The sequence below is a fragment of the Thiothrix caldifontis genome (assembly GCF_900107695.1).
Taxonomy (GTDB): Bacteria; Pseudomonadota; Gammaproteobacteria; order Thiotrichales; family Thiotrichaceae; genus Thiothrix; species Thiothrix caldifontis.
In genome coordinates, this window is the sequence record NZ_FNQP01000003.1 from 35,339 (window position 1) to 60,922 (window position 25,584).

A 25,584-nucleotide genomic window follows, 5' to 3' on the forward strand; every position below is an offset into this window, starting at 1 on the left:
TTCAAAATTTCGTCGGTTTTTGATAGGTACGTACAATCAAGAAACCTGCTTGTGATTCAGCATTGTAAATTAAACCGATTTCACGGCCTTCGTCTGTGCCAATAAAACAGGTTTCGCGTTTCAATGTGGCGGGTTGCCACCATGATGCGGGAGGTTGTTGTACCATAAACGTTGTTTGCAAGATTTCTGGGGTTAAATCTTGCTGTTTCAGGCCGTTTTGACGGATGAAATATTCAACCGCTTGGCGTTCTATACCAAACATAAACCATGAGGTATTACCTTGTGCAGAGGCTTGGTTGCTGGCCTGCACGCCAGTAACGTTGGTCGGGTCTGTGCCAAACCAGTTGGCAAGTGCTTGTTTGGAGCGTTCTGGATCAGCCGTGCGTAAGGTGGTTTTTGACGCCGGAAAAAACTGTTCCGCAATATAGGGTGTTGCGACCAGACTGATGCCAGCGAGGATGAGCAATGCCATCAGGGCAGGAAAAAAGTATTTCATAGAGACTCGTGTTGCAATTTGAATAAGTGTATCGCATTTGCGGTGGTTGCTTCAGCAATACGGTTAATGCTTTCACCCCGCAGTTCTGCCAAGCTAGCGGCAATCACGGGTAAGCGGGTGGGGTCATTACGCTTACCACGCCATTCGCTGTCCGGTTGATCGGGGGCGTCTGTTTCCAGTAATAGCCTTTCCAATGGCACGTTAGCGAGAACATTACGCAGGCGTTGGGCGCGTGGATAAGTCACGGTGCCGCCGACACCTAAATAAAACCCCAGATTGATTAGCGTATCGGCTTGCTGCTGGCTGCCAGCAAAGCTATGAATCACACCGTTTAAATTATTTTTACCAGAAAAACGCCGAATGTGTTTGAGAACACAGTCAAGCGAACGTCTGGCGTGAATAATTAGCGGAAGCTCAAATTCACGGGCTAACCTGAGGTGTGTGACAAATAGGGATTCCTGTTGAGCCACGTCCAGTTCGGGTAGATAGAAATCTAAGCCACATTCGCCGATGGCAACGGGTTGTTCCTTCTCTACCCAGTGACGTAACGATACACAATCGTTTGGGGTATGTTCAGCAAGATAAACGGGGTGTAAACCGTAAGTGGCATGAAAATGGGGAGATGTGGTGCAAATATCGCGCAATCGAGGCCAATGTTTAGCACTGACTGCTGGGAGAATTAGATCGGCTACGCCTAGCTTTTGCATTTTGTCAATTAATAATAACCGATCATCGGCAAAATCGGGTTCGTCAAAGTGGCAGTGTGTGTCGATCAGTTTCATTTGCAGTAAAGTACAATATTATGAGTGTAATGAATAGGATGTCAGCAGATGTTGTTACCTGAAAAAGTAACTAGTCAAAACGAGTGAAATGCATTATAAAATGCAATTATATGCTTGGTTTATCGGAAAGACAGACTCGTGAGGGGGCTATTCACATGGAAAAAACACCGAGTGCGGTACGTTTGTTCCAAATAACCGACAGTCACTGTTATGCCAGTGATGATAGTCGTTTAACTTGGACAGACATGCCTATTTACCCCAATCTTTCGTTAAAAGCGATTTTGGCGCATTTGGGGGGAATGGCAGAAGGTTACAATGCCTTATTGTTAACCGGCGATTTGGCACAGGAAGAAATCCCTGCGACTTACCAGCGTGTCAATGCACTACTTAATAGATTCCCTTTACCGGTTTATACGATTCCGGGAAACCATGACATTCCCCTGATGATGCAGGAAAATCTCAGTGGGAATGTACAGATGGCAGAGCATGTTGAGCTAGGTGCTTGGCATTTATTGTTGCTGGATACCCATGCTGACGGTAAACCTGATGGACGCTTGAGTGAAGCACAATTTGAGCGTTTGGAGCAACACTTGGGCAGTGTTCCGGAGGATCATTTCGTTGCCATTTTTATGCATCATCACCCTGTGCCGATTGAGAGTGAGTGGATGGATGTGATGGGTTTGCAGCAGAAAACCTATTTCTGGCAATTAGTCGAACATTTCCCGCAAGTCAAAGTCGTGTTCAACGGGCATATCCATCAAGAATTCAATGGGCAGTATACCTACACCGATGGGCGGGTGGTTGCAGTGCACGGTACGCCCGCGACTTGTGTACAAATGAAACCCGTGCGTAAAAATATCGAATTCGACCATACCCAACCCGCATGGCGCGATATTGTATTGTTAGCGGATGGTCGGGTAGAAACCCGCGTTTACTATCTGCCCTTTGTGGTGGAAGAAGAAATCATCAAATTGTCGATTTGACAGTATGGGGTGAATCCCGTAACGTGCGTCGCTGTTCAGGTGCGCTCATCTTGGTGAGCGTTAAACGGGAAGTTGGTGCAATACCAACGCTGCCCTCGCAACGGTAAGCAGGTTAAATCAATCTGATAAGTCCGATACCGGCCTAACAAGGCGCGACTCTGCCGAGTCGTCTTCATACACGTGCGCGATGGGCGCATCGTTACGGAAATCCATACCCCATGAAATTATCCCCTCTTGCCGCGCAGTTCGGCACTGTTACCTTTTGCCTGTTGGCATCCCCACTGGTATTGGCAGAAGATGCCACAACCCTCGATGAAATCATTGTCACGGCTGACCGCAAGGCTCGTACCGTTGATGCAACCTTAGCTCCTGTCAGCATCATTACCCGTGCGGACATTGAAAAATACCAAGCCAGCAGCATCCCCGATGTCTTGCGTCATGTGCCCGGTATCAACCTCAGCAACAGCGGTGGCGTGGGCAAAGCTACTTCGGTATTCATTCGCGGCACGAATTCCAGCCACGTGTTGGTGCTGATTGATGGTGTCAAAGTCGGTTCTGCCACGACGGGCAGCGTCGCGTTTGAAGATTTACCGCTGGATCAGGTGGAGCGCATTGAAGTCGTGCGTGGTCCCCGCTCCAGCTTGTACGGTTCGGAAGCGATTGGTGGCGTAATCCAGATTTTCACCCGTAAAGGTGGCAAAGGTTTCCAGCCCGAAGCCAGCCTCAGTGCAGGCAGTCACAACACCCAAAAAGCCAATATGAACCTTGCAGGAGGTGACGCCACGACCTGGTACAACCTGAATGCGGGTACGGAAAAAACGGATGGCATTGATGTTACTGCCAACCACCAAGAGCCGGATGCCGATGGTTATGACCGCGATAGCCTGTCGCTGCGTGCTGGACATCGCTTTGCCGACGATACCACACTGGAAGTATCAGCCTTACGCGCCGCTGGTGAAAACCACTTCGACAGCAGTTTCAATAACGAAACCCACTTTACCCAACAAACCCTGTCTGGCAAGCTGCAACACCGTGTCAATGACAACACCTTGCTAACCGCACAAATCGGACAGGCACGCGATGATGCTGACAACTACCTCAATGGCACGCCATTGGCGGCATTTCGTACCTACAACACCCAGCGCGATACGGCTTCCCTCCAGGCGAATGTTGATGTAGGCAGCCGTGGTGCAATAACGCTAGGGCTGGATCAGCAACGCGATACAGTGGAAAGTGATAGTGCTTACGACCGTACTTCCCGCGACAATACCGGGCTGTTTGCCAGCTACCAAACCGACATGGGTGCAAATCGGCTGGAAGTGTCGGCACGGCATGACGATAATGAGCAATTTGGTACACATAACAGCGGTGGCATTGCTGTCGGGCGTGACCTTCGCAACGGAATGCGCGTGACGGCGGCGTATGGTACGGCTTTCAAAGCGCCAACATTCAATGACTTGTACTACCCATTCAGTGGTGATGCGAGCTTGCAGCCGGAAGAATCGCAAAACGCCGAACTCGGTGTCGCTGGTAAACTCGCGGGTGGCAAAACCACCTGGTCAGCGAATGCTTTCAGCAACAGCATCGACAATCTGATCAGTTACCGACCACCGACTTACCAGGTCAGCCAAACGGACAAGGCACGGATTCAAGGCTTGGAATTGAGTACAGGTACGCAATTGGCTGGTTGGGATATTGCTGCTAATGTCACGCTGCAAAATCCCGAAAACCGCAGTGGCACGGATGCGGGTAAAACCCTGATCTACCGCCCGAAACAGCTTGCCAGTGTCGATATTGATCGTGCTTTGGGTAAATTTCGTGTGGGTGCAACCGTGCGTGGTGAAAGCCAGCGTTATACCGATGATGCCAACACCGAGAGCGCGAAGCTGTCAGGTTACGGCACTTTGGATTTACGCGCTGATTACCGCTTGGCAAAAGACTGGACGATTGGCGCGAAACTCGGCAACGTATTGGACAAAGATTACCAAACCAACTCCGGGTATAATCAGGATGGTGTTAATGGTTTGGTGACAGTTAAATACGCACCAAAGTAACGTAGGGTGGGTGGAGCGAATGCGATACCCACCCTCTTTAGCGGTTTGGAATAATGGTGGGTATCGCTACGCTCCACCCACCCTACAGGAGATGTTTATGTTTACACTTTCAACTAAGAATCAATGGCTGGTCGGTGGCATTCTACTGGCGGTCATGCTGCTTACCCGCGTTCATGTGATTGACCATTTACTGGATGCGTCGTGGGCGGTGTTTTTCCTTGCCGGATTTTATCTGCGCAATCTGTTGGCGTTTGGGGTATTTATGGCAACCGCAGTAGCGATTGATTACGTCGCCACTAGCCAGCTTGGCGTTAGTAATTTCTGTGTATCGCAGGCGTATATTGCGCTGGTTCCCGCTTATGGTGTGATGTTTGCTGCCGGGCGTTGGTTTGCGGGGCAGTATCAAGGCGAAACCTTGGCATCACTGGGCAAGTTAGTGCTGGCGGTATTGATCGGGTTTACACTGACTGAAGTGATTTCCAGTGGTAGTTTCTATGCCTTTTCGGGTACATCCGTCGACATCAGTGTGGCAGGGTTTGTGGCGCAATTGCTGAAGTATGCACCGCATGGTTTGTATATTACAGGCATGTACCTGACCGTTGCGGCTTTGCTGCATGTTGCTGTCAAGCAAGTAAGTGGTTTGAAGACTACGGTGTAGTCTGGAATACCCGTTGTCAGGTTTACTGCCTTGCGCTTAATCCTCGCCCCCATGGAAGGCGTGATGGATCACACCATGCGCGATCTGCTGACCCGTGTTGGCGGTTACGCGCGTTGCGTGACCGAATTCGTGCGCGTGGTCGACCGGCAATTACCCAACCGTGTATTCCACCGTGCTTGCCCTGAATTGAGCCAAGGTGGTAAAACCCCCGCAGGAACCCCTGTTTATGTGCAATTACTCGGTGGCGATCCCGACGTGATGGCACTGAATGCCCATGCGCTGGAACGCTTGGGTGCACCCGGCATCGACATCAATTTCGGCTGCCCTTCCAAAACGGTTAACAACAGCGATGGCGGTTCGGTATTATTGCGTGAACCGGAGCGCGTCCACGGCATTATTCGGGCAGTACGCGCCGCCGTTAGCCCACAGATTCCCGTGACCGCGAAAATCCGCCTCGGTTTCAAAGACAGCAGCTTGTTTGAAGACATTGCCCTCGGTGTGGAGGCGGCGGGTGCAACCGAACTCTGTATTCACGCCCGCACCAAGCAACACGGTTACTTACCCCCGGCGTATTGGGCAGAAATCGGCAAGGTGAAACCCAGGCTCAGCATTCCCGTGATTGCTAACGGCGAAATCTGGTCAGGTACTGATGCGCAGCAAGCCCAAGCAGAAAGCGGTTGTGTGGATTTAATGTTGGGTCGGGGCGCGTTGAGTTTCCCCGATTTGGCACGGGTAATTCACGCCCAATACGCAGGCGAAGCTTACACTCCCATGCCTTGGGCAACGGTGTTACCGTTGGTGCAGCATTACGCTGCACAGTTGGAAGCACGCGCCCCGAAATACGCCGTGAGTTTCGTCAAACAATGGTTTACCTATTTACGCCGCCAATACCCGGAAGCTGAAAGCCTATTCCAGCAAATCAAGCGGATGAAGGACATGGCGGAGATTAACAAGCAATTCAAGCACGGGAGTTACCCATGACCGACCAGCCTAACGTCACCACTTCTTGCGACACGCTGCCCAGTGGCACACTTGCTGTCGAACAGGCGCAAGCCCGCGTGCTCGATAGCATCCAAGCCCTGCGTGATACCGAAACCTTACCACTGATGCAAGCTGCCGGGCGCATCCTTGCTGAACCTGCCCGTGCACAAATGCAAGTACCGCCACACACCAATTCTGCGATGGATGGCTACGCTTTGCGCCATGCGGATAGCGGGGCGTCATTGCACGTCATCGGCACGGCCTTTGCGGGGCATCCGTTTACTGGCACAGTGCAGGCAGGTGAATGCGTGCGCATTATGACGGGCGCAGTTCTGCCTGCGGGAGCCGATAGTGTGGTCATGCAGGAAAACGTGCAACGCGACGGTGACACCATCCGGCTTTCCGGCACGCTCAAGCGGGGTGAAAACGTGCGTTATGCCGGTGAGGACAGTCAACCCGGTGATATTTTGCTCGAAGCAGGGCGCAAGCTCAACGCCGCTGACCTTGGTATGCTTGCCTCGCAAGGCATTAGCACGGTGACGGTCTGGCGGCGGGTACGGGTAGCGTTTTGCTCCACGGGCGATGAACTCACCCCCTTGGGTATGCCGCTACAGCCCGGTCAGATTTACGATAGCAACCGCTATACCCTACACGCGATGCTGCAAACGCTGGATGTGGACATGATCGACATGGGCATTATCCGTGACACCCCACAAGCGGTGGAGCAGGCATTCCAGCAAGCCACATTAACGGCTGATGTGTTGATCACCAGTGGCGGGGTATCGGTTGGTGAAGCCGATTACGTGTCTGATACGCTGCAACGTTTGGGGCAAGTCAATTTCTGGAAAATCGCTTTCAAACCGGGCAAACCGTTAGCTTTTGGGACGTTGGGCGATTGCCTGTTTTTCGGCTTGCCGGGTAATCCGGTATCGGTGATGGTGACTTTTCTGCTGTTCGTGCGCCCTGCCATCCTTACATTACGGGGTGAAAGCGTGCCACTCGTACCGGAATACCCGGCTATTTGCGACACGCCACTGAAAAAAGCACCAGGGCGCAAGGATTACCAGCGCGGTATTGCGGAGCGTGACAGCACTGGGCAGTGGCATGTGCGCACTACTGGCAACCAAGGTTCGCATGTGTTGCGTTCCATGAGCCAAGCCAATTGCTTTATTGTCTTACCGTTGGAGTGGGGCAATGTGGCGGCTGGTACGTCTGTGACGATTATCCCTTTTGAGGGGTTGATGTGATGTCTATCACCGTTAATCTGGTTTGCTCTGGCGCAATTCCACCATTGCCTTTTCCGCTTTTGCACCCAGGAATACATACATCCCCAGTGCAACCAGCAAGCCTGCCGCCGAGAACATCATTTCCACTGCGCCTGCCAACATCTCGCCGTCGCCCAGCACCGATTTGAACATCAGCAGCAACGCCTCGATCGACACCGCAATCAGGATTGCCGACATAAAGCGGGTGATGGTGCGGCGGGTGGAGCTGTGGCGGAAAATGTCCTTGTGCATCAACATCCGTGCCATTGCATAGCCGCTATGTTTTATGATACATAACGAAACCATGAATACAGCACCCAACACCTACCACCTACGCGGACGCTTTTGGATCGAAAGCCCTCAAGGAACCTTCCTCGGTCAAGGCCGTGTTGCCTTGCTGGAATGTATCCGCGAACACGGCTCCATCAGCGCGGCGGCACGTTCCATCGAAATGTCCTATCGCCAAGCGTGGGCGTTAGTTAATTCCATGAATACCCACAGCCGCACGCCGCTAGTCAGCAGTGCCACGGGGGGGAAGGGCGGCGGCGGCGCAAGCCTTACCGAGACGGGCGAAAAAGCCATTGCGCTTTACCATGCAGTCCGCGCTGATTTTGACGCTTTTCTGGCAAAGCGTTCTGAATCCCTGACCCTGTAAAATTTTTTGCCACTCGTTATGTTTTTTTGGAAATAGCGAAATGGTTATGCACTACAACAACATAACGTAGTAAATCCAGCAGGATTATGAAATTTGTTAGGTCTGCGACAGATGGTTATTTTATCAAATAATTGAAAATATTAAGATTATTCTCATGGCATGGCTTTTGCTATGCAGGATTTGAAAATCGGAAACTTGTGCAACACGGCGGCGGAACCAACCTGACGGCTTACGGGCGGCGCATGGTGATGGTTTACCGCCACATGGAAAAGGAACACGCCCGCATCCTCTCCCAATTAGGGCAGGTGGCGGACAATTTCGAGCAATATTTTCAACTAATAAGGAGATTCGATATGCAAACTAGCAGCCGTAACCAATTCTTAGGCACTGTCACCAAAGTGACCAACGGGCCGGTCAATTCCGAAGTCATCCTCGACATCGGCGGCGGTGACGAACTCGTTGCCGTCATTACGCATAACAGCGTTGAGCACCTCGGCCTTGCCCCCGGTGTGCAAGCCTACGCACTGGTCAAAGCGCCGTGGATCGTCCTCGCCAAAGACGACGGCAAGATCAAAACCAGCGCCCGCAACCATTTGCGTGGCACGATCGTCAGCTTGCAAGAAGGCGCGGTCAATGCCGAAGTCATCATCGAATTGCCCGGTGGCAAAACCGTCACATCCATCATTACCAACGACAGCGTGCAGGATATGGAGCTGAAAGTCGGGGACAAAGCCAGTGCCCTGATCAAGGCATCGCACATTATCCTAGCCGTATCCAACTAATAACCAACCGATTTCCCCTCACTAGCCATTTAAGGAACTCACCATGAAACTGTTTAAACAAACCCTGCTTGCCGTCGCCATCGCTTGCAGTACCGCCAGTGCTTGGGCAGATGAAGTGCAAGTTGCCGTTGCCTCCAACTTCACCAAGCCGCTGGAAGCCATTGCGGAAAAATTCAAAGCTGCCAGCGGACATGATTTGAAAATCTCCGCCGGTGCAACCGGCAAGCTGTACGCCCAGATCGAAAACGGCGCACCGTTTGAAGTATTCATTTCCGCCGATAGCAAGACCCCGAAAAAGCTGGTTGAAGCCAAGATGGCAGAAGCTGATAGCCAGTTTACTTACGCTTTCGGCAAGCTGGCGTTGTGGAGCAGTACCGAGGGTTATGTGGATGACAAAGGCGAAGTATTGACTAAAGGCGACTTCAAGCACTTGGCGATTGCCAACCCTAAAACCGCGCCTTACGGTGAAGCAGCGATGGGGATTTTTGGGAAGCTGGGGATTACCGACACCATTACCCCCAAATTGGTGACGGGTGAAAACATTACCCAAACCTACGATTTTGTTTCCACTGGCAATGCAGAACTGGGTTTTGTGGCACTGTCGCAGGTGCAAAAAGAGGGCAAACTCAAGAGCGGTTCGGCGTGGGTCGTGCCGCAGGATATGTATACGCCATTATCCCAGGATGCAGTATTGCTCAGCAGTGCCAAGGACAGTGCCTCAGCCAAGGCTTTGCTGGAGTTTTTGAAGGGAGAAGAAGCACAAACTGTCATCAGCAGTTACGGCTACGGTTTGCCTGAAAAAACAGCTACCAAGGAGAAGTGATCATGCTTTCCGCCAGTGATTGGTCATCAATATGGTTGACGTTTAAACTTGCCAGCCTTACTACCCTGATTTTGCTACTGATTGGTACGCCGTTGGCGTGGCATCTGGCGCATACCCGCCGCTGGTGGAAAGCTCCCTTGAGTGCGGTGGTGGCTTTACCGATTGTATTGCCACCCACCGTGCTGGGTTTTTACCTGCTAATTACCTTGGGGCCAAAAGGGCCGATTGGACAATTAACGCATTCATTGGGGCTGGGAACATTGCCATTTACCTTTAGTGGTTTGCTGGTGGCTTCGGTGTTCTATTCGCTGCCGTTTGTGGTGCAGCCGATCCAGAATGCGTTTGAAGCCCTCGACATGCGTTTGCTGGAAGCATCCCGGACGTTACGGGCAAAACCTATGGATACGTTTTTTAGTGTGGTTGTGCCACTAGCCCGCCCCGGTTTTCTCACCGCCTGCATTTTGGGATTTGCGCATACCGTGGGTGAATTCGGCGTGGTGTTGATGATTGGTGGCAATATTCCCGACAAAACCCGCGTGGTGTCGGTACAGATTTACGACCATGTGGAGTCGATGGAGTACGCGCAAGCCCACTGGCTGGCAGGCGGTATGGTGGTGTTTTCCTTCATCGTGTTGTTGCTGATGTATACGCTTAACCGTGGGATCAGGATGTCAAAAATATGAGTAATACACCACACGATAACTTACACGCCCGCTTCCAACTGGCTTTTAGTGGCTTTCAGTTGGAAACCGATTTGCAGTTGCCGGGGAGCGGCGTAACGGCATTGTTCGGGCATTCCGGCTCTGGCAAAACCACCTTGTTGCGCTGCATTGCCGGGTTGCAACGCCCGGACAGCGGTTTCCTGCAAGTGCGCGGGCAGGTGTGGCAAGACAGCGCGCAGGGCGTGTTTTTGCCAACGCACCAACGCCCCTTGGGGTATGTGTTTCAGGAAGCCAGCTTGTTTCCGCATTTGAGCGCACGCAAGAATATGGATTACGGGCGCAAACGTGCCGTGCAAGCTGCCAATGACGCGGAACTGGCGGCGATAGTGGATATGCTGGGGATTGGGCATTTGCTGGACAAAATCCCCGCGCAACTCTCCGGTGGAGAACGCCAGCGGGTTGGCATTGCTCGTGCTCTTGCCCTCAAGCCGCAAGTGTTGTTGATGGATGAACCGCTTGCCGCGCTCGATCTCAAGCGTAAACAGGAGATTTTGCCGTTTTTGGAACACTTGCACCGTGAACTCGATATTCCCATTTTGTACGTGACGCATTCACCGCAGGAAGTGACCCAGCTTGCGGATCATCTGGTGGTGCTGGAAGCGGGCAGGGTGGTGGCTTCGGGCGCATTGGCGGAGGTGTTGACGCGGCTGGATTCGCCGATGGCGCAAGGAAAAGAAGCCTCCAGCGTGTTGCAGGTGAAAGTGTGGGATCATGAGCCGGAGTTTCACCTCAGCCACGTCGGTTTTGCCGGGGGCGTGATCAGTTTGCCCTACCAGCAGGCAACCGCCGTGGGTACGCCGTTGCGCTTGCGCATTGATGCTCGCGATGTCAGTTTGACGCTGCAACAACCGGCGCAAACCAGCATTCTCAACGTGTTGCCCGCCAGCATTACCGGTATGGCGCAACCGGTGGCGGGGCAGGTGATGGTGCGTTTGAACCTAGGCGGCGTGCCATTGCTGGCACACATTACCCAGAAATCGGCGAGTGTGATGGGCTTGCGGGTGGGGATGGCAGTGTTTGCGCAGATCAAGGCGACCGCGATTGTGTGAAAATCGTTGTTACTAAGCTGTTACTCCGCCGTTACTGCTATCATTTGACGCTCTTTATCTATCAGTGTAATGTCGATCAATCAGATTAATGATTAATCATGTTGCAAGAACATGAAGGGGCTACTAGATGGAAAAGAAAGCGTTTTTTCTCAAACGTTTGAATGATCACGTACAATATTTGCGCCAAATGAAAGGGCGTTTAGACGGATCTAATCACTTTGAGCCAACGACTTGCCGTATGTGTTCCTTGGGTGGGTGGTTATATGGCGAAGGGCAACGCGAGGCGAATGCATACGGTGAGTCAATGGTGGAACTTTTCAATGCGTTATTTGTGCCACACGAACGTTTCCATCTAGCCAGTGATGAAGCCTTGCGCTGTCAGCTCGACGGCAATGAAATCGGAATGCGCCGCGCCTTCACGGAGATGCATCAGCTTTCCAATACCTTGGTGAATCTCTTATTGCAGATGGATGGTGTCTCAGGCAAAGTCAAATCCCAACCCATTAGCGCAGAACAAGCATGACTGATTCGGATAAAAACACCCGCCACCAAGCCCGCATGGCACGCAAAAAAGCCATGATTGACGCCAGTATTGCCCGCGCCGATCAGGAAAAAGGCTTGCTGTTAGTGCTAACGGGTAACGGCAAAGGCAAATCCAGCTCGGCGTTTGGCATGGTGGGGCGCTCGTTAGGGCATGGTATGACAGTCGGGGTCTGCCAGTTTCTCAAAAGCCGTACCGATACCGGTGAAGAAGCGTTTTTCGGCAAGCAAGCAGGTTGCGACTGGCATGTGTTAGGCGACGGTTTTACCTGGGAAACGCAAAACCGTGAGCAAGACATTGCCACCTCACAACGTGGCTGGGCGGTGGCGCAGCGCATGTTGGCTGACCCCCGTTATGACTTGGTAGTATTGGATGAATTAACCTATTTACTGAACTACGGTTATTTGGATGCGGATCAGGTGTTGGATGACATCAGCGCCCGCCCGCCCATGCAACACGTGGTGGTAACAGGGCGGGCAGCCAGCGAAACCTTACGCGATTTCGCTGACACCGTGTCTGAGATTGCGGATGTGAAACATGCTTACCGCGATGGCATCAAGGCACAGCAAGGCATTGATTTATAAGTAACGTTACTTCACCCACTGATCCACTAACACTTTGGCACGCCGTGCGTATTCGTCATACGCATACTGCCAAGCCTCACCGGTCAGTTCGGGAAAATGCAGAAGCTGGCAATCTTGCGCCATGATTTCAGTATCCGCTAAATAATAGCCGGTGTTGCGGTAGCGCCAAGTGAATTCTGCGCCGCCGCATTGCAGCTCATCGTTAGGAAACGCACGGTTTAACAGCAAACGGGTGCGGATTTCTTTGTAGCCTTGCTCCTTGTAGTGATTGACCACGTGCAGGCTGCCATCGCCTTCTGCCAGTACCCGGTATTGACCGTTCGCCCGTTTTTGCAAGACCCAGTAATGCGCTTCGGTATCGCCCTGCCGTAGTTTGACGCTTTCATCATCACTCAGGCACTGGATGGCGGAAAAGGCGACGACCCATTCTTGCGTGGTGGGTTTATCATCCAGCTCAAAGGGAACGCCTAACACCGGGCAATCCAAACGCTTGCGATTACTCACCTCCGTGTAGAAATCGGGGTAGCGCTTGCGGAATGGGTTGAGTGTGGTCTCGGCTGACAACGCCACGTTTAGCGCTGGTGTTATCGGGCGGAATACATTGTCGTGTTGTTCCCCCATTAAGTCCGCCTTGTTTTTGTAGAGCACCACCCAACCATTCGCATCGGGTAGCGAGGGAATCGCAGGCGGAAAGCGGGTTTCAAAGGCGGCTCTGTACCAACTGCTACCCAGTTTGATGGCTTGTTCCTGAGGTTCTGCGAAGCTGTTAACGCTGAAGCAGGTGCTCAGGGTAATCATGAATGCAATGAGCGTTTTTAGGTTACACACCATCCGTTTTATTATCCTCCGTGATAATTCGATAATTTAAGTGGCGACTTGGGCAAAACCCCGTTGTACCAGGGTATCCATCATAGCCTGCCATTGCGTGGGCGTCTGCGGATTTTGACGTTTTAACAGGGTATGCAGTTCCACCATATCGACGTCGCGGTAACAGCGCCCACTGGCTTGAATTTGACGGCGGAAATCGCGAGCAGGCGGCACACCGAGAATCGTGTCGTACTGATAATAGCGGGTATCTGTTGGGTTGATGGCGGTTTTATTCTTGAAACCAATGATATAAATATTAGCGCCTCCCCCCAGTCGCAACGGATACAGGGCAATCTTATCATCCGCTAAGGGGCGGTTGTGGATGTCTGTATTCCCCAGGATAGAGCCGTTTAACATCCCGCTGATAGAAATGGTGTGTTGCCCGCCAATTTGCAGATGGTTATTGCGAATATGCAGGTTGCGGAATGCCCCATCCGACGCGAATATGCCTTGCAACGCGCCGTCAGAGTACAGCAAGTTGCCCGTAATGCTCACATTACTCATGACGGCTCCGCCATAACGGTCGATACCGTCCGGGGTACGGTCGGGGATTAACTGAAAAGCATCGCGGTGCGCCATGCGCAGGAACGGGAATACGCGGTAGGTGCGTCCGCGTTGCTGCTGGTATTGGTTGATGCTATTGACCAATTTGTCAAAGTCTTGGGCAAAGAGGGAATACACCGTGTCATCCACGGCGATTAAGTCCCCCACCGTTAAATTGCCTTGGCTGTTGACTTGCATAAAGTCGCGGATGAAAAAGGTTTGCCCCATGCGTCGCCCGCTCAGATTCAGGCTGGGGAAGCGGCGTTTCTCCTGATCATTGACGACGGGTAAGCGTTTATACAGATCTTGGGCTTGGGTTTGGTTGCGAATCCAGTGCAAGGGGGCGCTATTGTTGGTTCTGACGACCGTGTAAGCCGCTGTTTTGGGATCATTGGCGGGAATCTTGGCAGCACTGTATTTGCCTTCCAATAATTCTTTGAGGATGGCATTGTGAGCGTAATCCTGATTGCCGTTGGTGTTGAAGGTGTCCGCTAAGTTGCTGATAAAGTCGTTGCTGTTCGTGGCAGGTGGCGGAGTGGCAGGTGCAGGCGTCACGGGCGTAGGCTGTGCCGGGGTTGGTGTGACAGGTGCAGGCCGGACGGGTGTTGGTGGTGGGGTAACGGGGGAAGGCGTTGTGGTATTTATGGCTTTCAGTCGAGCTTGCTCGGCTTCGAGATTTTGCAGTTCACGTGCCCATTCGTTGATTTTTGCCGCATTATTAACGCGTTGGTATTCTGTTAACATTTTGTTGGCGTACTGTATTTTATACGGCAGTTCATTCAGGCGTTTGCGGATTTCTTCAGGGGTCATGCTGGGAGCGGGCGGGGTATTCAGCCATTCGGTTAAGCGTTTGGATTCTGCGTTGTAATAATCGCGGCGTTCACGCCAAAGCGTGGCTGAGGCTTGGTTACGGGCTGTTAGCGCTTCACGCATTTTGGTGTCAGCGTCTTTTGCCAAGCTATTCAGTTCCAGAATTTTGTTCTTAACAATGGTGCGATTATCGGTGTTACTGGTGGTGGTTTGTGGCATGGTTGAACTCCCCAAGTATTATTTTCACCCGTCCTGTGAGTTGGGTGTGACAGTTTGTATTCTTTAATTCTAGTGTAAAATAGACCTCTCGTTAGGAAAAATGTGCCGTTTATTTTTTGTGTTCTGCTTTAACTCAGTGTCAATGCTGCACCTGTCAGCCATAACATTTCCCCGCTTTCTACGCTTGCCCCAGCAGTATCGCCAGTACAGCCATGTAAACGTTGCAACATCAGGCGGCGTAATAACCAAAATCCTAATAACATCAGGAGGATGCCAGCGGTGGAGACCGTGATTCCGACCAGTAAACCAGCCGCCGTGATCCACCAGGCTGTCTGGCGTGGTAAATGTTGCGTCACCGCGCTTGCCAAGCCACCAGAGCGTACATACGGCGTGGTTAAAAAAAGCAGCAGGATCAAGGTACGCCCTAATAGCGGGGCAAATACGATCACCAGCCATTGTTGGTGTGCAATCAATACGCTTAACGCGACAAATTTCAACAGCAATACGCCGACCAAAGCAATCACCCCGGCTGCACCGACTAGCGGGTCTTTGAGAATACGGTGGGTTTTTTCCACATCGCCAAAGCCACCGAGCCATGCATCGGCACTGTCTGCCAAGCCATCTAGGTGCAGCCCGCCGGTAATGGCTGCCCACAGCACGGTGAGAATGGCTGCCAGCAATAACGGCGATGCATGGGGAAAGACCAGCCCTAGCACGCACAGCAAACCACCGATCACTAAACCCACCAAGGGATAAAACAGCGCTGCCCGACCAAAGTCAGGTGCTTCCAGTTTGCCCAGATCGGGGACTGGGAGACGGGTGAGGAAGGCAATCGCCAGAAAAAAGTGTGTGCGCATCAGGGGTTCGTTTCAAAGACTCAGGTATCAGCATAAGCCATCAAATAAAAAAAGGGGAGGATAATGATAAAACCGCAATCCAGTTGCTCACTTGCCACGTAATACCCCAAGACAGGTTTGTAACAAGCCGCTTAATCACGATGACAATGAGAGGTTGGAGAGCCACCATGAATAGCCAAAGCCTAAAATCATCCCCTTACCCGCTGGTCAGTGGGGTCAGTGTGTTGCTGGCTGCCTTGCTTACCGGTTGTAATAACAGTAGCAGTACTTCGGTTGCTGCCAGCGACGGTACAACTGCCACACCAGAAACCCCGGCGGTTTCCCCCGTTGCCTTGGGCAAAACCGTGTTTAGCTACGAAACCTTCGGCAATGAACGTTTCTGGACGGATGCGATGCGCTTGCCGCAAGGCTTGGCGGGCGCAGGTGTCACCCCGCTGGATGCCCTGAATCTGGGGCTGAACGTGAATGTCGAAGCCCTATCGCCGGGAACAGCCACCGCCTTAGCCGGCGCATTGGATCAAATCAAGGCAGGCACATCCCCCAGCGATACCGTGCTGGCAAAGCCCGAAGTCACCCTTGCCTTGATCAATGAAGGTGCAGTCATCGGGGTTGTACCCTTCGATGCGGCAGGCAAACGCAAACCCTTGGGCAGCGACCCCGCGTTCACAAATGACAGTGTTTTCAACCCACTGGTGGGCGACCGCATTGGGGTATCGTGTTCCTTGTGCCATGCCGCTACCGATAACTCCATCGTGCCTGTGGGGTTTGCAGGCCCCGGTTCGGTTGGCAAGCAAGTCGATGGCGTGATTGCAGAAAAGCTGGATGTTGGGGCAATTTTTGCAGCGGCAGAAAACCCGCTGGCGTATTTGCCCTTCCTGCAACTCTCGTATGACGCGCTAGGCGATGCAACCCTAGGGCGTGGCAGTTTCGCCGGTATTAAAAGCAGCGATTCGATTGCGGATCAAACCGCCGCTGCCCGCGAATACTTGACAGGCATGACCGCTGAAGGTTTGCGCCATTACCCGATTAGCTCGTTTGACGCGACCCCGGATGGTATCGGCAATGCCACCTACATCCCGCCGTTTTTCCGCACCGACCTTGCCGCGCCGTGGGGTAGCAGTGGCGCGTTTGAGAAGCTGGATGATTTCAACAATCTGGTGTACACCGTGGCACTCGACCCGACCAGCTTGCTGACCAAAGACGGGCGTGCTTTTCTGAACTTCCTCGCAGGGCCGGTGGGGGATGAAATTGCTGAACGCTATGAAACGGTGTTGCGGGCGACTCATGTGATTCCCGATGCCACAACTTCCGATGCCATCAAACCGTTTGTCACCGCGAATGCCACAGGTCTCGCGGCAGGTTCGCCGACTGGCCCGGTGGGTTTGCGGGTGGATGAGAGCAAATTGCAGGCATTGCGGGCGTACACCGATCAATTGCAATCGCCTGCTGCTTCGGCGGGTTTGAATCCTGAAAAAGTGGCGTTGGGCGAACAGATTTTCATGATGCCACGCACAGCGGGTGGGGCAAATTGCATTGCCTGCCATACTGCACCGGATAAGGCGGTGGAAAGTTTTGTGCGCCCACTCGAACAATTGTACCGCCCTTACAGCAATAATCTGCTGACCTTGCTGGATCGTTCGGACAAAGGCATTACGAATATCCAGAAAACGCTGGCAGGGGCTGACCCGAATTACGACCTGTCACTGGTGGTGTTGGATGCGAGTATTCGCGGCGAGCCAGTGAGTGCGCCGGGGTCAAAACCGGGTTACGCCAAACCGTTATTGCTGGACTTGAATGCCAAGGATGATTTCCTGCATGACGGCTCGGTTGGTGGGGCAACCGCTGCTGCCGGTTTGAACAAACTGCTTGACCCCGCACGCGGCACGGAGTCACCGCATCCGTTCTACTTTCCGGGCTTGAGTGCCACGGGTGAGCTGCAATTAGGGCCGTATCTGGGCAATGGTGATGGCAGTGCCGGGCGTGAAGCGTTGACCGAATACTTGCGTAGCCGTACCACTCAACCATAAGCGTTCCGCAACACACTCCCCTGGCTGTAGGGCTGGGGTTTTACAGCCTGACTGGATTCCCCCTGATCCGTCAGGCTTATTTTTTTACAATTTGGGATGCAATACCCTGTGCTAGACTCACAAAATCATTTTGCGGGAGAGCATGAATGGCACACGATCAGGCCGAACTCTACCCTTTGCTGGCACAAGTACAGCGGGGTGATCAACAGGCATTGGGCAATTTTTACGATGCAACCGTGGGCAGGGTGTACGCCATTGCGCTCAAAGTCACCGCGAATCCGGCGTTGGCGGAAGAGATTGTCAGCGATGTGTATTTACAAGTGTGGCGGGCAGCGGGCAGTTACAGCGCCGAACGTGCTACCCCGCTGGCATGGTTGTTGATGATGGCACACAGCCGTGCAATTGACGCGCTGCGCAAAGAGTCTGTCACCACCAAACAGCAGGTGGAATTGAGCGACGATTTCGAGGCAGCCGACCCCGATACGCCCAACCCGCTCGATTTAACCTTGGCGGTGGAAGCCGACAGTGCCTTGCAAACCGCCTTGCAATTATTGGATGCGCCGCAACGCCAATTGATTGCATTGGCGTTTTATCGGGGCTTGAGCCATCAGGAAATCGCCGCGCATACCGGCGAACCGTTAGGGACAATCAAAACACAGTTACGGCGGGCGCAAGCGATTTTACGCGCCGCCTTAGCGGATTCTTTTCCAGACAGAGGTGTGTCATGAACAGCAATGACGACAACAACGTAATGACAGACGCATTGGACGCGGACGTGGCAGCATTATTGGCAGAACACCACGCCAGTGCGACCGTGCCAGCCGCGCTGAAGCTGCGGATGCGCACGGCTGTGCTGGAAAAAGTGGCGGCAGAAAGCGCGTGCCTGACACCGGGTTTCCAAACCATTCGGGCGGCTGAAGGGGAATGGCTACAGGCTGTTCCCGGTGCAGCAATCAAAATCTTGCACCAAAGTGCGGATTCGCCTGTGGTCACGTATTTGGCGCGGTTAGAACCGGGCTTTGAAATGCCGGGGCATCCGCACCCTTACGATGAAGAGTGTATTATGCTCGAAGGCGAAATGTGGCTGGGGGACTTGCACCTCAAGGCGGGTGATTACCACTTTGCCGCTAAAGGTGTGTTGCATGGCAAGTTGCGGACAGAAACCGGCGCGTTGGTGTTTCAGAAAGGTGTATTGCCGGTTTAAAGTGGCATTGTGTTTGCCTATTGGCTAAGGTTTTTCACTTTTTTGGCTATGTACACGCGGAAAGGTTAGGAAGTTTTTGACCCGTGCCCTGAGCGTAGTCGAAGGGCAGACCCGATACCTCGTGATGGGGCTGATACCGGTGCGTTCGCTGATCAGTTTCTGGGTAAGCTGGCGGTGTTTGCGTGCCAACTCGCGGCGGCGGATATTGCGGCGAAAATTTACCAACTGCTTGGCTTGGTAATGGATGTTCCGGGTATCTTATGAGGCAATTGTGCTTGTGCCATATCGTCCAACTTAAGCACTTTCACCCAATGGGATAAGGCTTTCAGTTCCTTGCAGATATGCCGATGTTCCGAGCTGGCAATCGGCGTGACCAAACCCACACGCACAGCGGGGCAATGCTGGCGAATTTCACGTCGGTTTTTTTCTCAGTCAGCGTGATAACCCTTGCCATCGTCAATTCTGGTGCTGCCGGAATCGGTTCTGCAAGGCGCAGAATCGGAGTGCTTTTAACCAGTTTCCCTTCAAAGATAGCAATCTTTTCTGGGTGTAATTTGCGTAATGCTTGTAGGTATTGCCGTTGGCGTTGGGGGGATGCGGGATCATCGCACAACGAACCCAATACCGGCGCGGTGTAATAACGCACTTCCAGTAATTCTGTTTCTGGCAACAACAGGCGTTCTTGGAACAGCTTGAAAATATCCAGCCACTTGTAAGGTGTGTGCCGTACTATTCCGTAATACAAGTTGTAGCCGTCAATGAAAACGATGGTTCGCAAAATATCCATTCTCCAGAAATGACAAAGCCGCCCGAAGGCGGCTTGCCGCCCCAAGAGCATTTGACCTAGCCAAACGGTCAAGGGGAGAGTCGTGTTTCTATGATAGGATATTGTAACCGTAACTACAATGCCCAGTTTTCCTCAGCTTAAAACGCCATGTGGCTTCACTGGTTTGCACTCACGGCTGTGGAAAGGCGGTGTATTGTAAATAACGGTCAAATAGGAGAACGGAATTGGCGAGCGGCATACATTAGCACGGCACGAATATCGGCTGCTTCCAAATAGGGGTAGTCCTCCAGAATCTCTCTGGTTTCCATGCCTTCCGCCAGCATCCCCAGCACATCTTGTACACGGATACGCAAGCCGCGAATGCAAGGGCGACCGCCACATTTGCCTGTTTCAACCGTGATGCGGCTTAACAAATTTTCTGATGTCATGTTACAACCCACTTGAGTATTGGGGTTTCCGACTTTGCTGAAACAGTAACATAAGGAGTAATCACATGACCACTGCACGATCTTGCCCGTTCTGCCAACTCGCGGCGGCGGATATTGTGGCGGGAAATGCGTTTCATGTGGTGATCCGGGATCGTTTTCCAGTGTCGTTGGGGCATTCGCTGCTTATTCCGAAGCGTCATGTGGCTTCACTGTTTGAACTTACGGCTGAAGAATTCAACGCTTTGCATGAATTGCTGCATATCACCAAGCAGCAATTGGATACCCAACACCAGCCCGCAGGCTATAACATCGGGGTGAATGTCGGGGAAGCGGCAAGGCAGACCGTGTTTCACCTGCATGTGCATGTGATGCCGCGTTATGTGGGCGATCAGGAAGATCCGCGTGGTGGCGTGCGGTGGATTTTTCCTGAAAAGGCGGTGTATTGGGATTAGCTATTTATTTGAATTCACCTTGATCGAAACTGATCGCTACCCAAACCAGTGTTCTTTTGCTCTAATGACACTTTTTTCCCTGCAATGACTTGTTTTCATGACCCAAACAAAACCAAAAATCATACCAACTACGCTAGATGAGAAATACTCATCTACATTGTCGTATCTGGAAAAACTCTATCTTGATGACGAACGTCCTTGGGTTGTTGCCTTTTCTGGAGGCAAGGACTCTACATTGGTTTTGCAGTTGGTATATGAAACCGTAAATTCCTTGCAAGCTAAAGGCTGTGCAGCACTGAAGCCTGTTTACGTCCTTTCATCAGACACGCGCGTTGAGTCTCCTAATGTTGCAAAGTATGTACGTGATACGCTGAATGCCATTGATGCTAATGCGCAAGCAGGGGGGCTACCGTTTCATGTGCAACTGGTTGAGCCGACTGCGGCAGAGAGCTTTTGGGGGAAAATGATTGGGCGAGGCTATCCACCACCAACACGACATTTTCGTTGGTGTACCAGCTACATGAAAATCAAGCCGTCACGACGGGCTATCGAGTCTATTGCCCATGTCCACGGTAGTGTCATTCTATTGTTAGGCACACGCCTTGATGAAAGTAGTGACCGCAAAAAGCGCATGTTGGCTATATCCGAGAACGAGAGCCAACTCAATCCACACCATGAGATCCCTAATGCCCTCGTTGCCAAACCCGTTGCTAACTGGACAACGGATGAAGTGTGGGAATACCTCTACACATTTAACCCACCACCTTGGGGTAAATCCCATGATGAAATGTTGGCATTATACCGCCAAGCTAATAGCAACGAATGTCCGGTTGTGCTGGACTTAAGCACTCCATCCTGTGGTGGTAGCCGCTTTGGGTGCTGGACTTGTACTGTTGTTAAAGAAGATAAATCTATGCAGGGTTTCCTGCTACATGAAACCCGTTTGGAACCTCTCTACCAATTTCGCAACTGGCTGAAGGAAATGCGTGAAAACGAAAGTTATCGGAGTCCAGTACGGCGGAACAATCAAGTAGGGTTAGGGCCATTCAAACCTGATGCAAGAAAAATGCTCTTGAAAAAATTGCTCGAAACGGAAAGAAAAACGGGTTTTGAGCTGATTTCTGATGCAGAACTGGCATATATTCAGCAGCAGTGGATTAGTGACTTCGATTATTCAAATCAAAGTGTATCTGAACTCGTCAAACCATTTGGTCGGGAAGTCCCTGCATTGGAGAGTCTTATGCCCGTAGCTGTCAGCATAGAAAAAGACATCATTGAAAAACTGGCAATTGAAAATGACCTGCCATCTGAATTGCTTGAGTCCTTGTTGCAACTTGGTCGAGAGGCTGAGGGTGACATGGGGCGTTGGGGGGCAAAAGCTGAATTGGAACGGAAGGTAGGCGAGTTTATTACCAAAGCAACAACCCAAATTAACCAAGCCATCCCACAGGTGATGGAAAGCAACTCATGATTATTGATCGCGTTATCATCAGCAACCTGTTCTCCTATCGGGGTCAGCAAATATTTGACCTGAGTCCTGCAACAGACACTCGGCGGAATATTGCCCTGATTCATGGGCGTAATGGCTATGGCAAGACCAGTTTCATCAATAGTGTCAAACTGCTGTTCCTAGGCACGAGTGATGCCATGCTTTCTACTGTGCAAACAGGTCGAAAATTACGCCCAAAGGATTATATTCAAGGTGCTGGAAATGAATGGCAAGGTATCCTGAATACTGAAGCTCGCAAGGCAGAACCTGATGGAGACTTCTCCATTACATTAGAATGGACTGAGCGCGGCGAAAAAGCATCTGTGCGCCGATTTTGGCCAATACATCAAGAAAACTATACCGATAATGGTTTGCTAGAAATTACGTTCAGCGATGGTCACAGCATTACTGATCAGGAAGATGCAGATGCATTTCTTGAAAATATTTTACCTCGCCATCTTTTACCATTTTTTATTTATGATGGGGAGCAAGTACAAACACTTGCTGAAGCTAACCGTACCCGCCAATTAGAACAAATTGAGAAAATTCTTGATATAGCAACAGTTGACCTGTTGGATGAGTATATTGGTAAAAACATTTCAAATTGGCGACGAGAAGGTTCAGCCAGAATAGAACAGGCAGAGCTGGATAAGCTTCACGGTGAGTTGCAGATTAGTTGCGCAACCCATGAAGCACTTCAGGCAGAAGTACGGATTCTGGAAGAGCAAAATCAAGAATACACCTACAAAATTAAAAATCTTGAAAGTTATATTCAATCAAAACGTGCGTTCGCTCTACAAGAAGATGAGACGCGATTGACAACTCAGGTAGACGAAATAAGAAAGCAGTTGGAGCAGAAAACACAACAGTTCACTGATGATTTCACCCCGATTGCGCCGGTACTATTAGTGCCTGAATTGCTGCAATCGGCTGAACAAAGCCTTTCTCATTTAACGAAACAAACAGAAAGCCCTATTGGTAAACTGCTGTCAGAATTAAAGAAACAACTGCCACAAAAACTATTGCATGAAGAACCTCTACCGTATCCCGATATTTATCAGGATCAGCGAAACTTCTTTCAGCAAAAACTGGCTGGTTTGCTATCAATGTATGAAAAGCTATATGCACCAATGCCAGTGACTGAACGTTCAGGTTTGAAATTCAAGCTGGATAGCGTTCGGACGACCAAATTACTTAAACGCCTCCAGTTTTTCTTGCAAGCAGATACAGAACGTCAGCGTTTAGGACGAGAAAGTCAAAGCATCAGTGATTTAAAACGCCAACAGCGTACAATCCAGCAAAAGCTGGATGATGTCAGCAGTCTTGACCAAGACGAACAGAAAAAATTTCAGGAACACAAAGCAGAAATTGGTAAACTGCAAGCAGTGCGTGATGAAATTCTGAAAGCTATTGGTCAAAAAGAAGATGCTATTAAGCAAGCTCAACGAATGGTTGATCAAAAACAGCAAGCAGTAAAAACACAAGATACCAAACTGCGTCAACTAAGCTCTAGCCAAGAAAAATTGGAGTTGGCACAGAAACTACAAACGATTTATCGTGACTACAAGCAAGACTTAAAGAAGCGGCGGCGTGAGCAAATTGAAGAAAAGATTAATATTCGTTTTAATGCGTTGATGACATCACATCACTTGATCCACAAAATCAAAGTTGATGAAAATTTCAGTCTCTCTTATGAAAATGCACATGGCGAACTGGTTGGTATGGCCAATATTTCGTCTGGGATGAAGCAACTGGTTGCTCAAGCTCTGTTATGGGCGTTGAAGGATGTTTCAGGAAAAGAAGCTCCTGTCATTATTGACACACCGCTTGCGCGAATTGACCGATTACACCGTATCAACTTATTGGAACAGTATTATCCTGCATTAGGACGACAAATTATTTTACTACCTACAGACTCTGAAATTATTGCAGAGGATTACCATCGACTTAAACAATATATCTATAGAGAATATCGCTTGGAAAATAGCCAAGATGGCGCACATACGCAACCGATAAAAGATGAGGCTATGTATTAAATGGCTAAAGTAAATACAAGTCTTAATGATGAGAGAACCATTGAGCTTGTTCAACGCAAAGGTTTGTTGGCAGGTCGATATAAATGGCAAATATTGCGCTTGGCATTGGCACGCTCTCTGAAAATGACCACGCCACCGGGCGAACACTATGACTTTGGAACTAGTGACGGCAAAGAATACTCACTGGAGCAAGTCTGTGGAGAAGGCAAGCCTGATGATGAAAATTTTACTGATCTCTATCGTCTGTTAATAAGCAACTACCATCAACAAGATTTGTTTGCTGATGAGGAAATGTTTATCCGTTTGTTACAACGTCACATCCGGCGCGGTTTAGATGAATTTCGCACGAGTTGGCGAGAGTCACACGATTTCCATGAGTACCTGTATCAATCCTTATTCAGCAACCTTAATACAGCAAAGCAGCAGGATAGAAATGCTGCCCCACTACCCTTACTGGAAATGCTAGAAGAAATAGGTGTTCGTGGACATATCAAGGAAACCATAGATGGATCTCGTTTAACCCGTTTTATGCTGCATCTGCCTGATGCCAATGACCTTAGCAAATTGAAGCGGAATCTGGATACATTGGCATTTTCTTTAGGCTTGCAAGAACAAGGAATTTTCACCCACGAAACCAACCAACCTAAAGTGATCGGATTGGATGTACCACGTCCTGCCTCATCTTGGCATTCCCAAGGATTCCATGAACAAAGCCGTTGGATAGAACAAGGGAAAAGTACAACGTTCTTGCTGCCTGTTTATCCCGGTGTGGATGTCTTGGGTAAACCGTACAGTTTTGATCTGGCAAAAGCACCGCATCTGTTAGTTGCAGGCACAACGGGCAGCGGAAAAAGTGTCCTGTTGCACGCTCTCATTGCTTCACTTGTACAAAGTTGCACGCCTGCGCAACTTCAAATTTATTTGATTGACCCCAAAAGAGTTGAGTTTACGGCGTATAAGCAGTTAGCCCATCTTGCTCCTGAAGGTTTAGTGACAGATGCACCAGCCGCACTAAAGCTACTCAAAGAACTAGCGGGTGAAATGGAGCGTCGGGAACAAGTATTAGCCGATGCAGGCGTGCGGGATTTGGAAGAGGGCTTAACCAAGCAAGTCATCCAGCTTCCTTTTATTGTTGTATTTGTTGAAGAATTATCCGCTCTGTTGATGGAATCACAAGACACGGAAACCTATTTGGTACGGCTTGCGCAAAAAGCCCGCGCAACGGGTATTCACCTCGTGTTGGCTACACAACGCCCTGATGCTGACACCTTCAGTGGCTTGCTACGCAGCAATGTTCCCAGCCGTATTGCTCTGACTGTCCGTACTGCTGCTGAATCACGCATCATTCTGGACGAAACAGGTGCGGAAAAGCTCACTGGTCGTGGTGATATGTTAATTCGTTTGGTTGGGGGCAATGTTCTGAGGCTGCATGGTGTTAATATTAATGCTGACGATATTGCCCAACTAGTCAAAATGACAAGGAAATAGCC

General features: G+C 50.8%; 27 protein-coding genes and 1 riboswitch. Of the genes, 19 read left to right on the forward strand and 8 right to left on the reverse strand.

Annotation, left to right across the window (positions count from 1 at the left end):
* Nucleotide 1: 1 nt before the first annotated feature.
* Both BLV87_RS02815 and BLV87_RS02820 read right to left on the reverse strand, forming a co-directional pair.
* Nucleotides 2-496, reverse strand: a complete 495-nt coding sequence (locus tag BLV87_RS02815; RefSeq protein WP_093065207.1) for a hypothetical protein — start codon at nucleotides 494-496, stop codon at nucleotides 2-4.
* Nucleotides 493-1,278 (reverse strand): TatD family hydrolase, encoded by a 786-nt coding sequence (locus BLV87_RS02820; RefSeq protein ID WP_093065209.1) that lies wholly within the window; start codon nucleotides 1,276-1,278, stop codon nucleotides 493-495. The genes BLV87_RS02815 and BLV87_RS02820 overlap by 4 nt, the downstream gene beginning before the upstream one ends.
* Before the next feature lie 155 nt (nucleotides 1,279-1,433).
* Here BLV87_RS02820 and BLV87_RS02825 point away from each other — a divergent pair, with 155 nt between their 5' ends.
* The 5 genes from BLV87_RS02825 to moeA all read left to right on the forward strand — a co-directional run bounded on the left by BLV87_RS02825 (nucleotide 1,434) and on the right by moeA (nucleotide 7,201).
* Nucleotides 1,434-2,261 carry a metallophosphoesterase gene (locus tag BLV87_RS02825; RefSeq protein ID WP_093065211.1) on the forward strand — a complete coding sequence of 276 codons (828 nt, stop codon included), beginning with the start codon at nucleotides 1,434-1,436 and terminating at the stop codon, nucleotides 2,259-2,261.
* 21 nt (nucleotides 2,262-2,282) lie between these two features.
* Nucleotides 2,283-2,421: riboswitch (cobalamin riboswitch) on the forward strand.
* Between the two features lie 58 nt (nucleotides 2,422-2,479).
* A complete protein-coding gene (locus BLV87_RS02830; protein ID WP_093065213.1) occupies nucleotides 2,480-4,315 on the forward strand; it encodes a TonB-dependent receptor domain-containing protein in 1,836 nt (611 codons plus the stop codon).
* A 97-nt stretch (nucleotides 4,316-4,412) separates the two neighbouring features.
* Nucleotides 4,413-4,973, forward strand: a complete 561-nt coding sequence (locus tag BLV87_RS02835) for a hypothetical protein (protein WP_093065215.1) — start codon at nucleotides 4,413-4,415, stop codon at nucleotides 4,971-4,973.
* 30 nt (nucleotides 4,974-5,003) lie between these two features.
* Nucleotides 5,004-5,954 carry a tRNA dihydrouridine synthase gene (locus tag BLV87_RS02840; RefSeq protein ID WP_093065217.1) on the forward strand — a complete coding sequence of 317 codons (951 nt, stop codon included), beginning with the start codon at nucleotides 5,004-5,006 and terminating at the stop codon, nucleotides 5,952-5,954.
* On the forward strand, nucleotides 5,951-7,201 hold the full coding sequence (gene moeA, locus BLV87_RS02845; RefSeq protein WP_093065219.1) for a molybdopterin molybdotransferase MoeA: 1,251 nt from the start codon (nucleotides 5,951-5,953) through the stop codon (nucleotides 7,199-7,201). The genes BLV87_RS02840 and moeA overlap by 4 nt, the downstream gene beginning before the upstream one ends.
* A 12-nt stretch (nucleotides 7,202-7,213) precedes the next feature.
* Here the strand turns inward: moeA and BLV87_RS02850 are convergent, their stop codons facing one another.
* On the reverse strand, nucleotides 7,214-7,486 hold the full coding sequence (locus BLV87_RS02850) for a hypothetical protein (RefSeq protein WP_175517817.1): 273 nt from the start codon (nucleotides 7,484-7,486) through the stop codon (nucleotides 7,214-7,216).
* A 19-nt stretch (nucleotides 7,487-7,505) separates the two neighbouring features.
* On the opposite strand from BLV87_RS02850, the gene BLV87_RS02855 reads away from it, so the two are divergent.
* From BLV87_RS02855 to cobO, 7 genes are all read left to right on the forward strand, one after another.
* Nucleotides 7,506-7,874, forward strand: coding sequence for a winged helix-turn-helix domain-containing protein (locus BLV87_RS02855; protein WP_245706888.1), 369 nt, complete (start codon nucleotides 7,506-7,508; stop codon nucleotides 7,872-7,874).
* A 197-nt stretch (nucleotides 7,875-8,071) separates the two neighbouring features.
* Nucleotides 8,072-8,656 (forward strand): TOBE domain-containing protein, encoded by a 585-nt coding sequence (locus BLV87_RS02860; protein WP_217629923.1) that lies wholly within the window; start codon nucleotides 8,072-8,074, stop codon nucleotides 8,654-8,656.
* A gap of 43 nt (nucleotides 8,657-8,699) precedes the next feature.
* Nucleotides 8,700-9,479, forward strand: coding sequence for a molybdate ABC transporter substrate-binding protein (modA, locus tag BLV87_RS02865; RefSeq protein WP_093065220.1), 780 nt, complete (start codon nucleotides 8,700-8,702; stop codon nucleotides 9,477-9,479).
* Nucleotides 9,480-9,481: 2 nt separating this feature from the next.
* Complete coding sequence (gene modB / locus BLV87_RS02870) at nucleotides 9,482-10,162, forward strand: molybdate ABC transporter permease subunit (protein ID WP_093065222.1); 681 nt, start codon at nucleotides 9,482-9,484, stop codon at nucleotides 10,160-10,162.
* On the forward strand, nucleotides 10,159-11,250 hold the full coding sequence (gene modC / locus BLV87_RS02875; protein ID WP_093065224.1) for a molybdenum ABC transporter ATP-binding protein: 1,092 nt from the start codon (nucleotides 10,159-10,161) through the stop codon (nucleotides 11,248-11,250). The genes modB and modC overlap by 4 nt, the downstream gene beginning before the upstream one ends.
* A gap of 127 nt (nucleotides 11,251-11,377) precedes the next feature.
* Nucleotides 11,378-11,773, forward strand: coding sequence for a CZB domain-containing protein (locus BLV87_RS02880; protein WP_093065226.1), 396 nt, complete (start codon nucleotides 11,378-11,380; stop codon nucleotides 11,771-11,773).
* Nucleotides 11,770-12,375 carry a cob(I)yrinic acid a,c-diamide adenosyltransferase gene (gene cobO, locus BLV87_RS02885; RefSeq protein WP_093065228.1) on the forward strand — a complete coding sequence of 202 codons (606 nt, stop codon included), beginning with the start codon at nucleotides 11,770-11,772 and terminating at the stop codon, nucleotides 12,373-12,375. The genes BLV87_RS02880 and cobO overlap by 4 nt, the downstream gene beginning before the upstream one ends.
* 6 nt (nucleotides 12,376-12,381) lie before the next feature.
* Here the strand turns inward: cobO and BLV87_RS02890 are convergent, their stop codons facing one another.
* The 3 genes from BLV87_RS02890 to BLV87_RS02900 form a co-directional block, all read right to left on the reverse strand.
* Complete coding sequence (locus tag BLV87_RS02890) at nucleotides 12,382-13,206, reverse strand: hypothetical protein (RefSeq protein WP_093065230.1); 825 nt, start codon at nucleotides 13,204-13,206, stop codon at nucleotides 12,382-12,384.
* 33 nt (nucleotides 13,207-13,239) lie between these two features.
* Nucleotides 13,240-14,814 carry a hypothetical protein gene (locus BLV87_RS02895; protein WP_093065232.1) on the reverse strand — a complete coding sequence of 525 codons (1,575 nt, stop codon included), beginning with the start codon at nucleotides 14,812-14,814 and terminating at the stop codon, nucleotides 13,240-13,242.
* A gap of 128 nt (nucleotides 14,815-14,942) precedes the next feature.
* Nucleotides 14,943-15,671 (reverse strand): adenosylcobinamide-GDP ribazoletransferase, encoded by a 729-nt coding sequence (locus BLV87_RS02900; RefSeq protein ID WP_093065234.1) that lies wholly within the window; start codon nucleotides 15,669-15,671, stop codon nucleotides 14,943-14,945.
* Nucleotides 15,672-15,838: 167 nt separating this feature from the next.
* Here BLV87_RS02900 and BLV87_RS02905 point away from each other — a divergent pair, with 167 nt between their 5' ends.
* From BLV87_RS02905 to BLV87_RS02915, 3 genes are all read left to right on the forward strand, one after another.
* Nucleotides 15,839-17,698 carry a hypothetical protein gene (locus tag BLV87_RS02905; RefSeq protein WP_093065236.1) on the forward strand — a complete coding sequence of 620 codons (1,860 nt, stop codon included), beginning with the start codon at nucleotides 15,839-15,841 and terminating at the stop codon, nucleotides 17,696-17,698.
* Nucleotides 17,699-17,844: 146 nt separating this feature from the next.
* A complete protein-coding gene (locus BLV87_RS02910; RefSeq protein WP_093065238.1) occupies nucleotides 17,845-18,426 on the forward strand; it encodes an RNA polymerase sigma factor in 582 nt (193 codons plus the stop codon).
* On the forward strand, nucleotides 18,423-18,902 hold the full coding sequence (locus tag BLV87_RS02915; protein WP_093065240.1) for a cupin domain-containing protein: 480 nt from the start codon (nucleotides 18,423-18,425) through the stop codon (nucleotides 18,900-18,902). The genes BLV87_RS02910 and BLV87_RS02915 overlap by 4 nt, the downstream gene beginning before the upstream one ends.
* A 325-nt stretch (nucleotides 18,903-19,227) precedes the next feature.
* Here the strand turns inward: BLV87_RS02915 and BLV87_RS02920 are convergent, their stop codons facing one another.
* Entirely contained in the window at nucleotides 19,228-19,680 is a 453-nt protein-coding gene (locus BLV87_RS02920) for a PIN domain-containing protein (RefSeq protein WP_139282114.1), read from the reverse strand.
* 215 nt (nucleotides 19,681-19,895) lie between these two features.
* Complete coding sequence (locus tag BLV87_RS02925) at nucleotides 19,896-20,117, reverse strand: DUF433 domain-containing protein (RefSeq protein WP_093065244.1); 222 nt, start codon at nucleotides 20,115-20,117, stop codon at nucleotides 19,896-19,898.
* A gap of 65 nt (nucleotides 20,118-20,182) precedes the next feature.
* On the opposite strand from BLV87_RS02925, the gene BLV87_RS02930 reads away from it, so the two are divergent.
* From BLV87_RS02930 to BLV87_RS02945, 4 genes are all read left to right on the forward strand, one after another.
* Entirely contained in the window at nucleotides 20,183-20,569 is a 387-nt protein-coding gene (locus BLV87_RS02930; RefSeq protein ID WP_093065246.1) for an HIT family protein, read from the forward strand.
* A 97-nt stretch (nucleotides 20,570-20,666) separates the two neighbouring features.
* Nucleotides 20,667-22,040, forward strand: a complete 1,374-nt coding sequence (gene dndC, locus BLV87_RS02935) for a DNA phosphorothioation system sulfurtransferase DndC (RefSeq protein ID WP_093065248.1) — start codon at nucleotides 20,667-20,669, stop codon at nucleotides 22,038-22,040.
* Nucleotides 22,037-24,094, forward strand: coding sequence for a DNA sulfur modification protein DndD (gene dndD / locus BLV87_RS02940; protein WP_093065250.1), 2,058 nt, complete (start codon nucleotides 22,037-22,039; stop codon nucleotides 24,092-24,094). Before dndC ends, dndD begins: the two co-directional genes overlap by 4 nt.
* Nucleotides 24,095-25,582 (forward strand): FtsK/SpoIIIE domain-containing protein, encoded by a 1,488-nt coding sequence (locus BLV87_RS02945; RefSeq protein WP_093065252.1) that lies wholly within the window; start codon nucleotides 24,095-24,097, stop codon nucleotides 25,580-25,582.
* The last annotated feature ends 2 nt before the right edge of the window (nucleotides 25,583-25,584 follow it).

Coding starts and splice junctions, on each gene's coding strand:
- BLV87_RS02815 (WP_093065207.1), bottom strand. CDS start 496: ATGAAATACTTTTTTCCTGCCCTGATGGCATTGCTCATCCTCGCTGGC.
- BLV87_RS02820 (WP_093065209.1), bottom strand. CDS start 1,278: ATGAAACTGATCGACACACACTGCCACTTTGACGAACCCGATTTTGCC.
- BLV87_RS02825 (WP_093065211.1), top strand. CDS start 1,434: ATGGAAAAAACACCGAGTGCGGTACGTTTGTTCCAAATAACCGACAGT.
- BLV87_RS02830 (WP_093065213.1), top strand. CDS start 2,480: ATGAAATTATCCCCTCTTGCCGCGCAGTTCGGCACTGTTACCTTTTGC.
- BLV87_RS02835 (WP_093065215.1), top strand. CDS start 4,413: ATGTTTACACTTTCAACTAAGAATCAATGGCTGGTCGGTGGCATTCTA.
- moeA (WP_093065219.1), top strand. CDS start 5,951: ATGACCGACCAGCCTAACGTCACCACTTCTTGCGACACGCTGCCCAGT.
- BLV87_RS02850 (WP_175517817.1), bottom strand. CDS start 7,486: ATGGCACGGATGTTGATGCACAAGGACATTTTCCGCCACAGCTCCACC.
- BLV87_RS02855 (WP_245706888.1), top strand. CDS start 7,506: ATGATACATAACGAAACCATGAATACAGCACCCAACACCTACCACCTA.
- modA (WP_093065220.1), top strand. CDS start 8,700: ATGAAACTGTTTAAACAAACCCTGCTTGCCGTCGCCATCGCTTGCAGT.
- modB (WP_093065222.1), top strand. CDS start 9,482: ATGCTTTCCGCCAGTGATTGGTCATCAATATGGTTGACGTTTAAACTT.
- modC (WP_093065224.1), top strand. CDS start 10,159: ATGAGTAATACACCACACGATAACTTACACGCCCGCTTCCAACTGGCT.
- BLV87_RS02880 (WP_093065226.1), top strand. CDS start 11,378: ATGGAAAAGAAAGCGTTTTTTCTCAAACGTTTGAATGATCACGTACAA.
- cobO (WP_093065228.1), top strand. CDS start 11,770: ATGACTGATTCGGATAAAAACACCCGCCACCAAGCCCGCATGGCACGC.
- BLV87_RS02890 (WP_093065230.1), bottom strand. CDS start 13,206: ATGGTGTGTAACCTAAAAACGCTCATTGCATTCATGATTACCCTGAGC.
- BLV87_RS02895 (WP_093065232.1), bottom strand. CDS start 14,814: ATGCCACAAACCACCACCAGTAACACCGATAATCGCACCATTGTTAAG.
- BLV87_RS02900 (WP_093065234.1), bottom strand. CDS start 15,671: ATGCGCACACACTTTTTTCTGGCGATTGCCTTCCTCACCCGTCTCCCA.
- BLV87_RS02905 (WP_093065236.1), top strand. CDS start 15,839: ATGAATAGCCAAAGCCTAAAATCATCCCCTTACCCGCTGGTCAGTGGG.
- BLV87_RS02910 (WP_093065238.1), top strand. CDS start 17,845: ATGGCACACGATCAGGCCGAACTCTACCCTTTGCTGGCACAAGTACAG.
- BLV87_RS02915 (WP_093065240.1), top strand. CDS start 18,423: ATGAACAGCAATGACGACAACAACGTAATGACAGACGCATTGGACGCG.
- BLV87_RS02925 (WP_093065244.1), bottom strand. CDS start 20,117: ATGACATCAGAAAATTTGTTAAGCCGCATCACGGTTGAAACAGGCAAA.
- BLV87_RS02930 (WP_093065246.1), top strand. CDS start 20,183: ATGACCACTGCACGATCTTGCCCGTTCTGCCAACTCGCGGCGGCGGAT.
- dndC (WP_093065248.1), top strand. CDS start 20,667: ATGACCCAAACAAAACCAAAAATCATACCAACTACGCTAGATGAGAAA.
- dndD (WP_093065250.1), top strand. CDS start 22,037: ATGATTATTGATCGCGTTATCATCAGCAACCTGTTCTCCTATCGGGGT.
- BLV87_RS02945 (WP_093065252.1), top strand. CDS start 24,095: ATGGCTAAAGTAAATACAAGTCTTAATGATGAGAGAACCATTGAGCTT.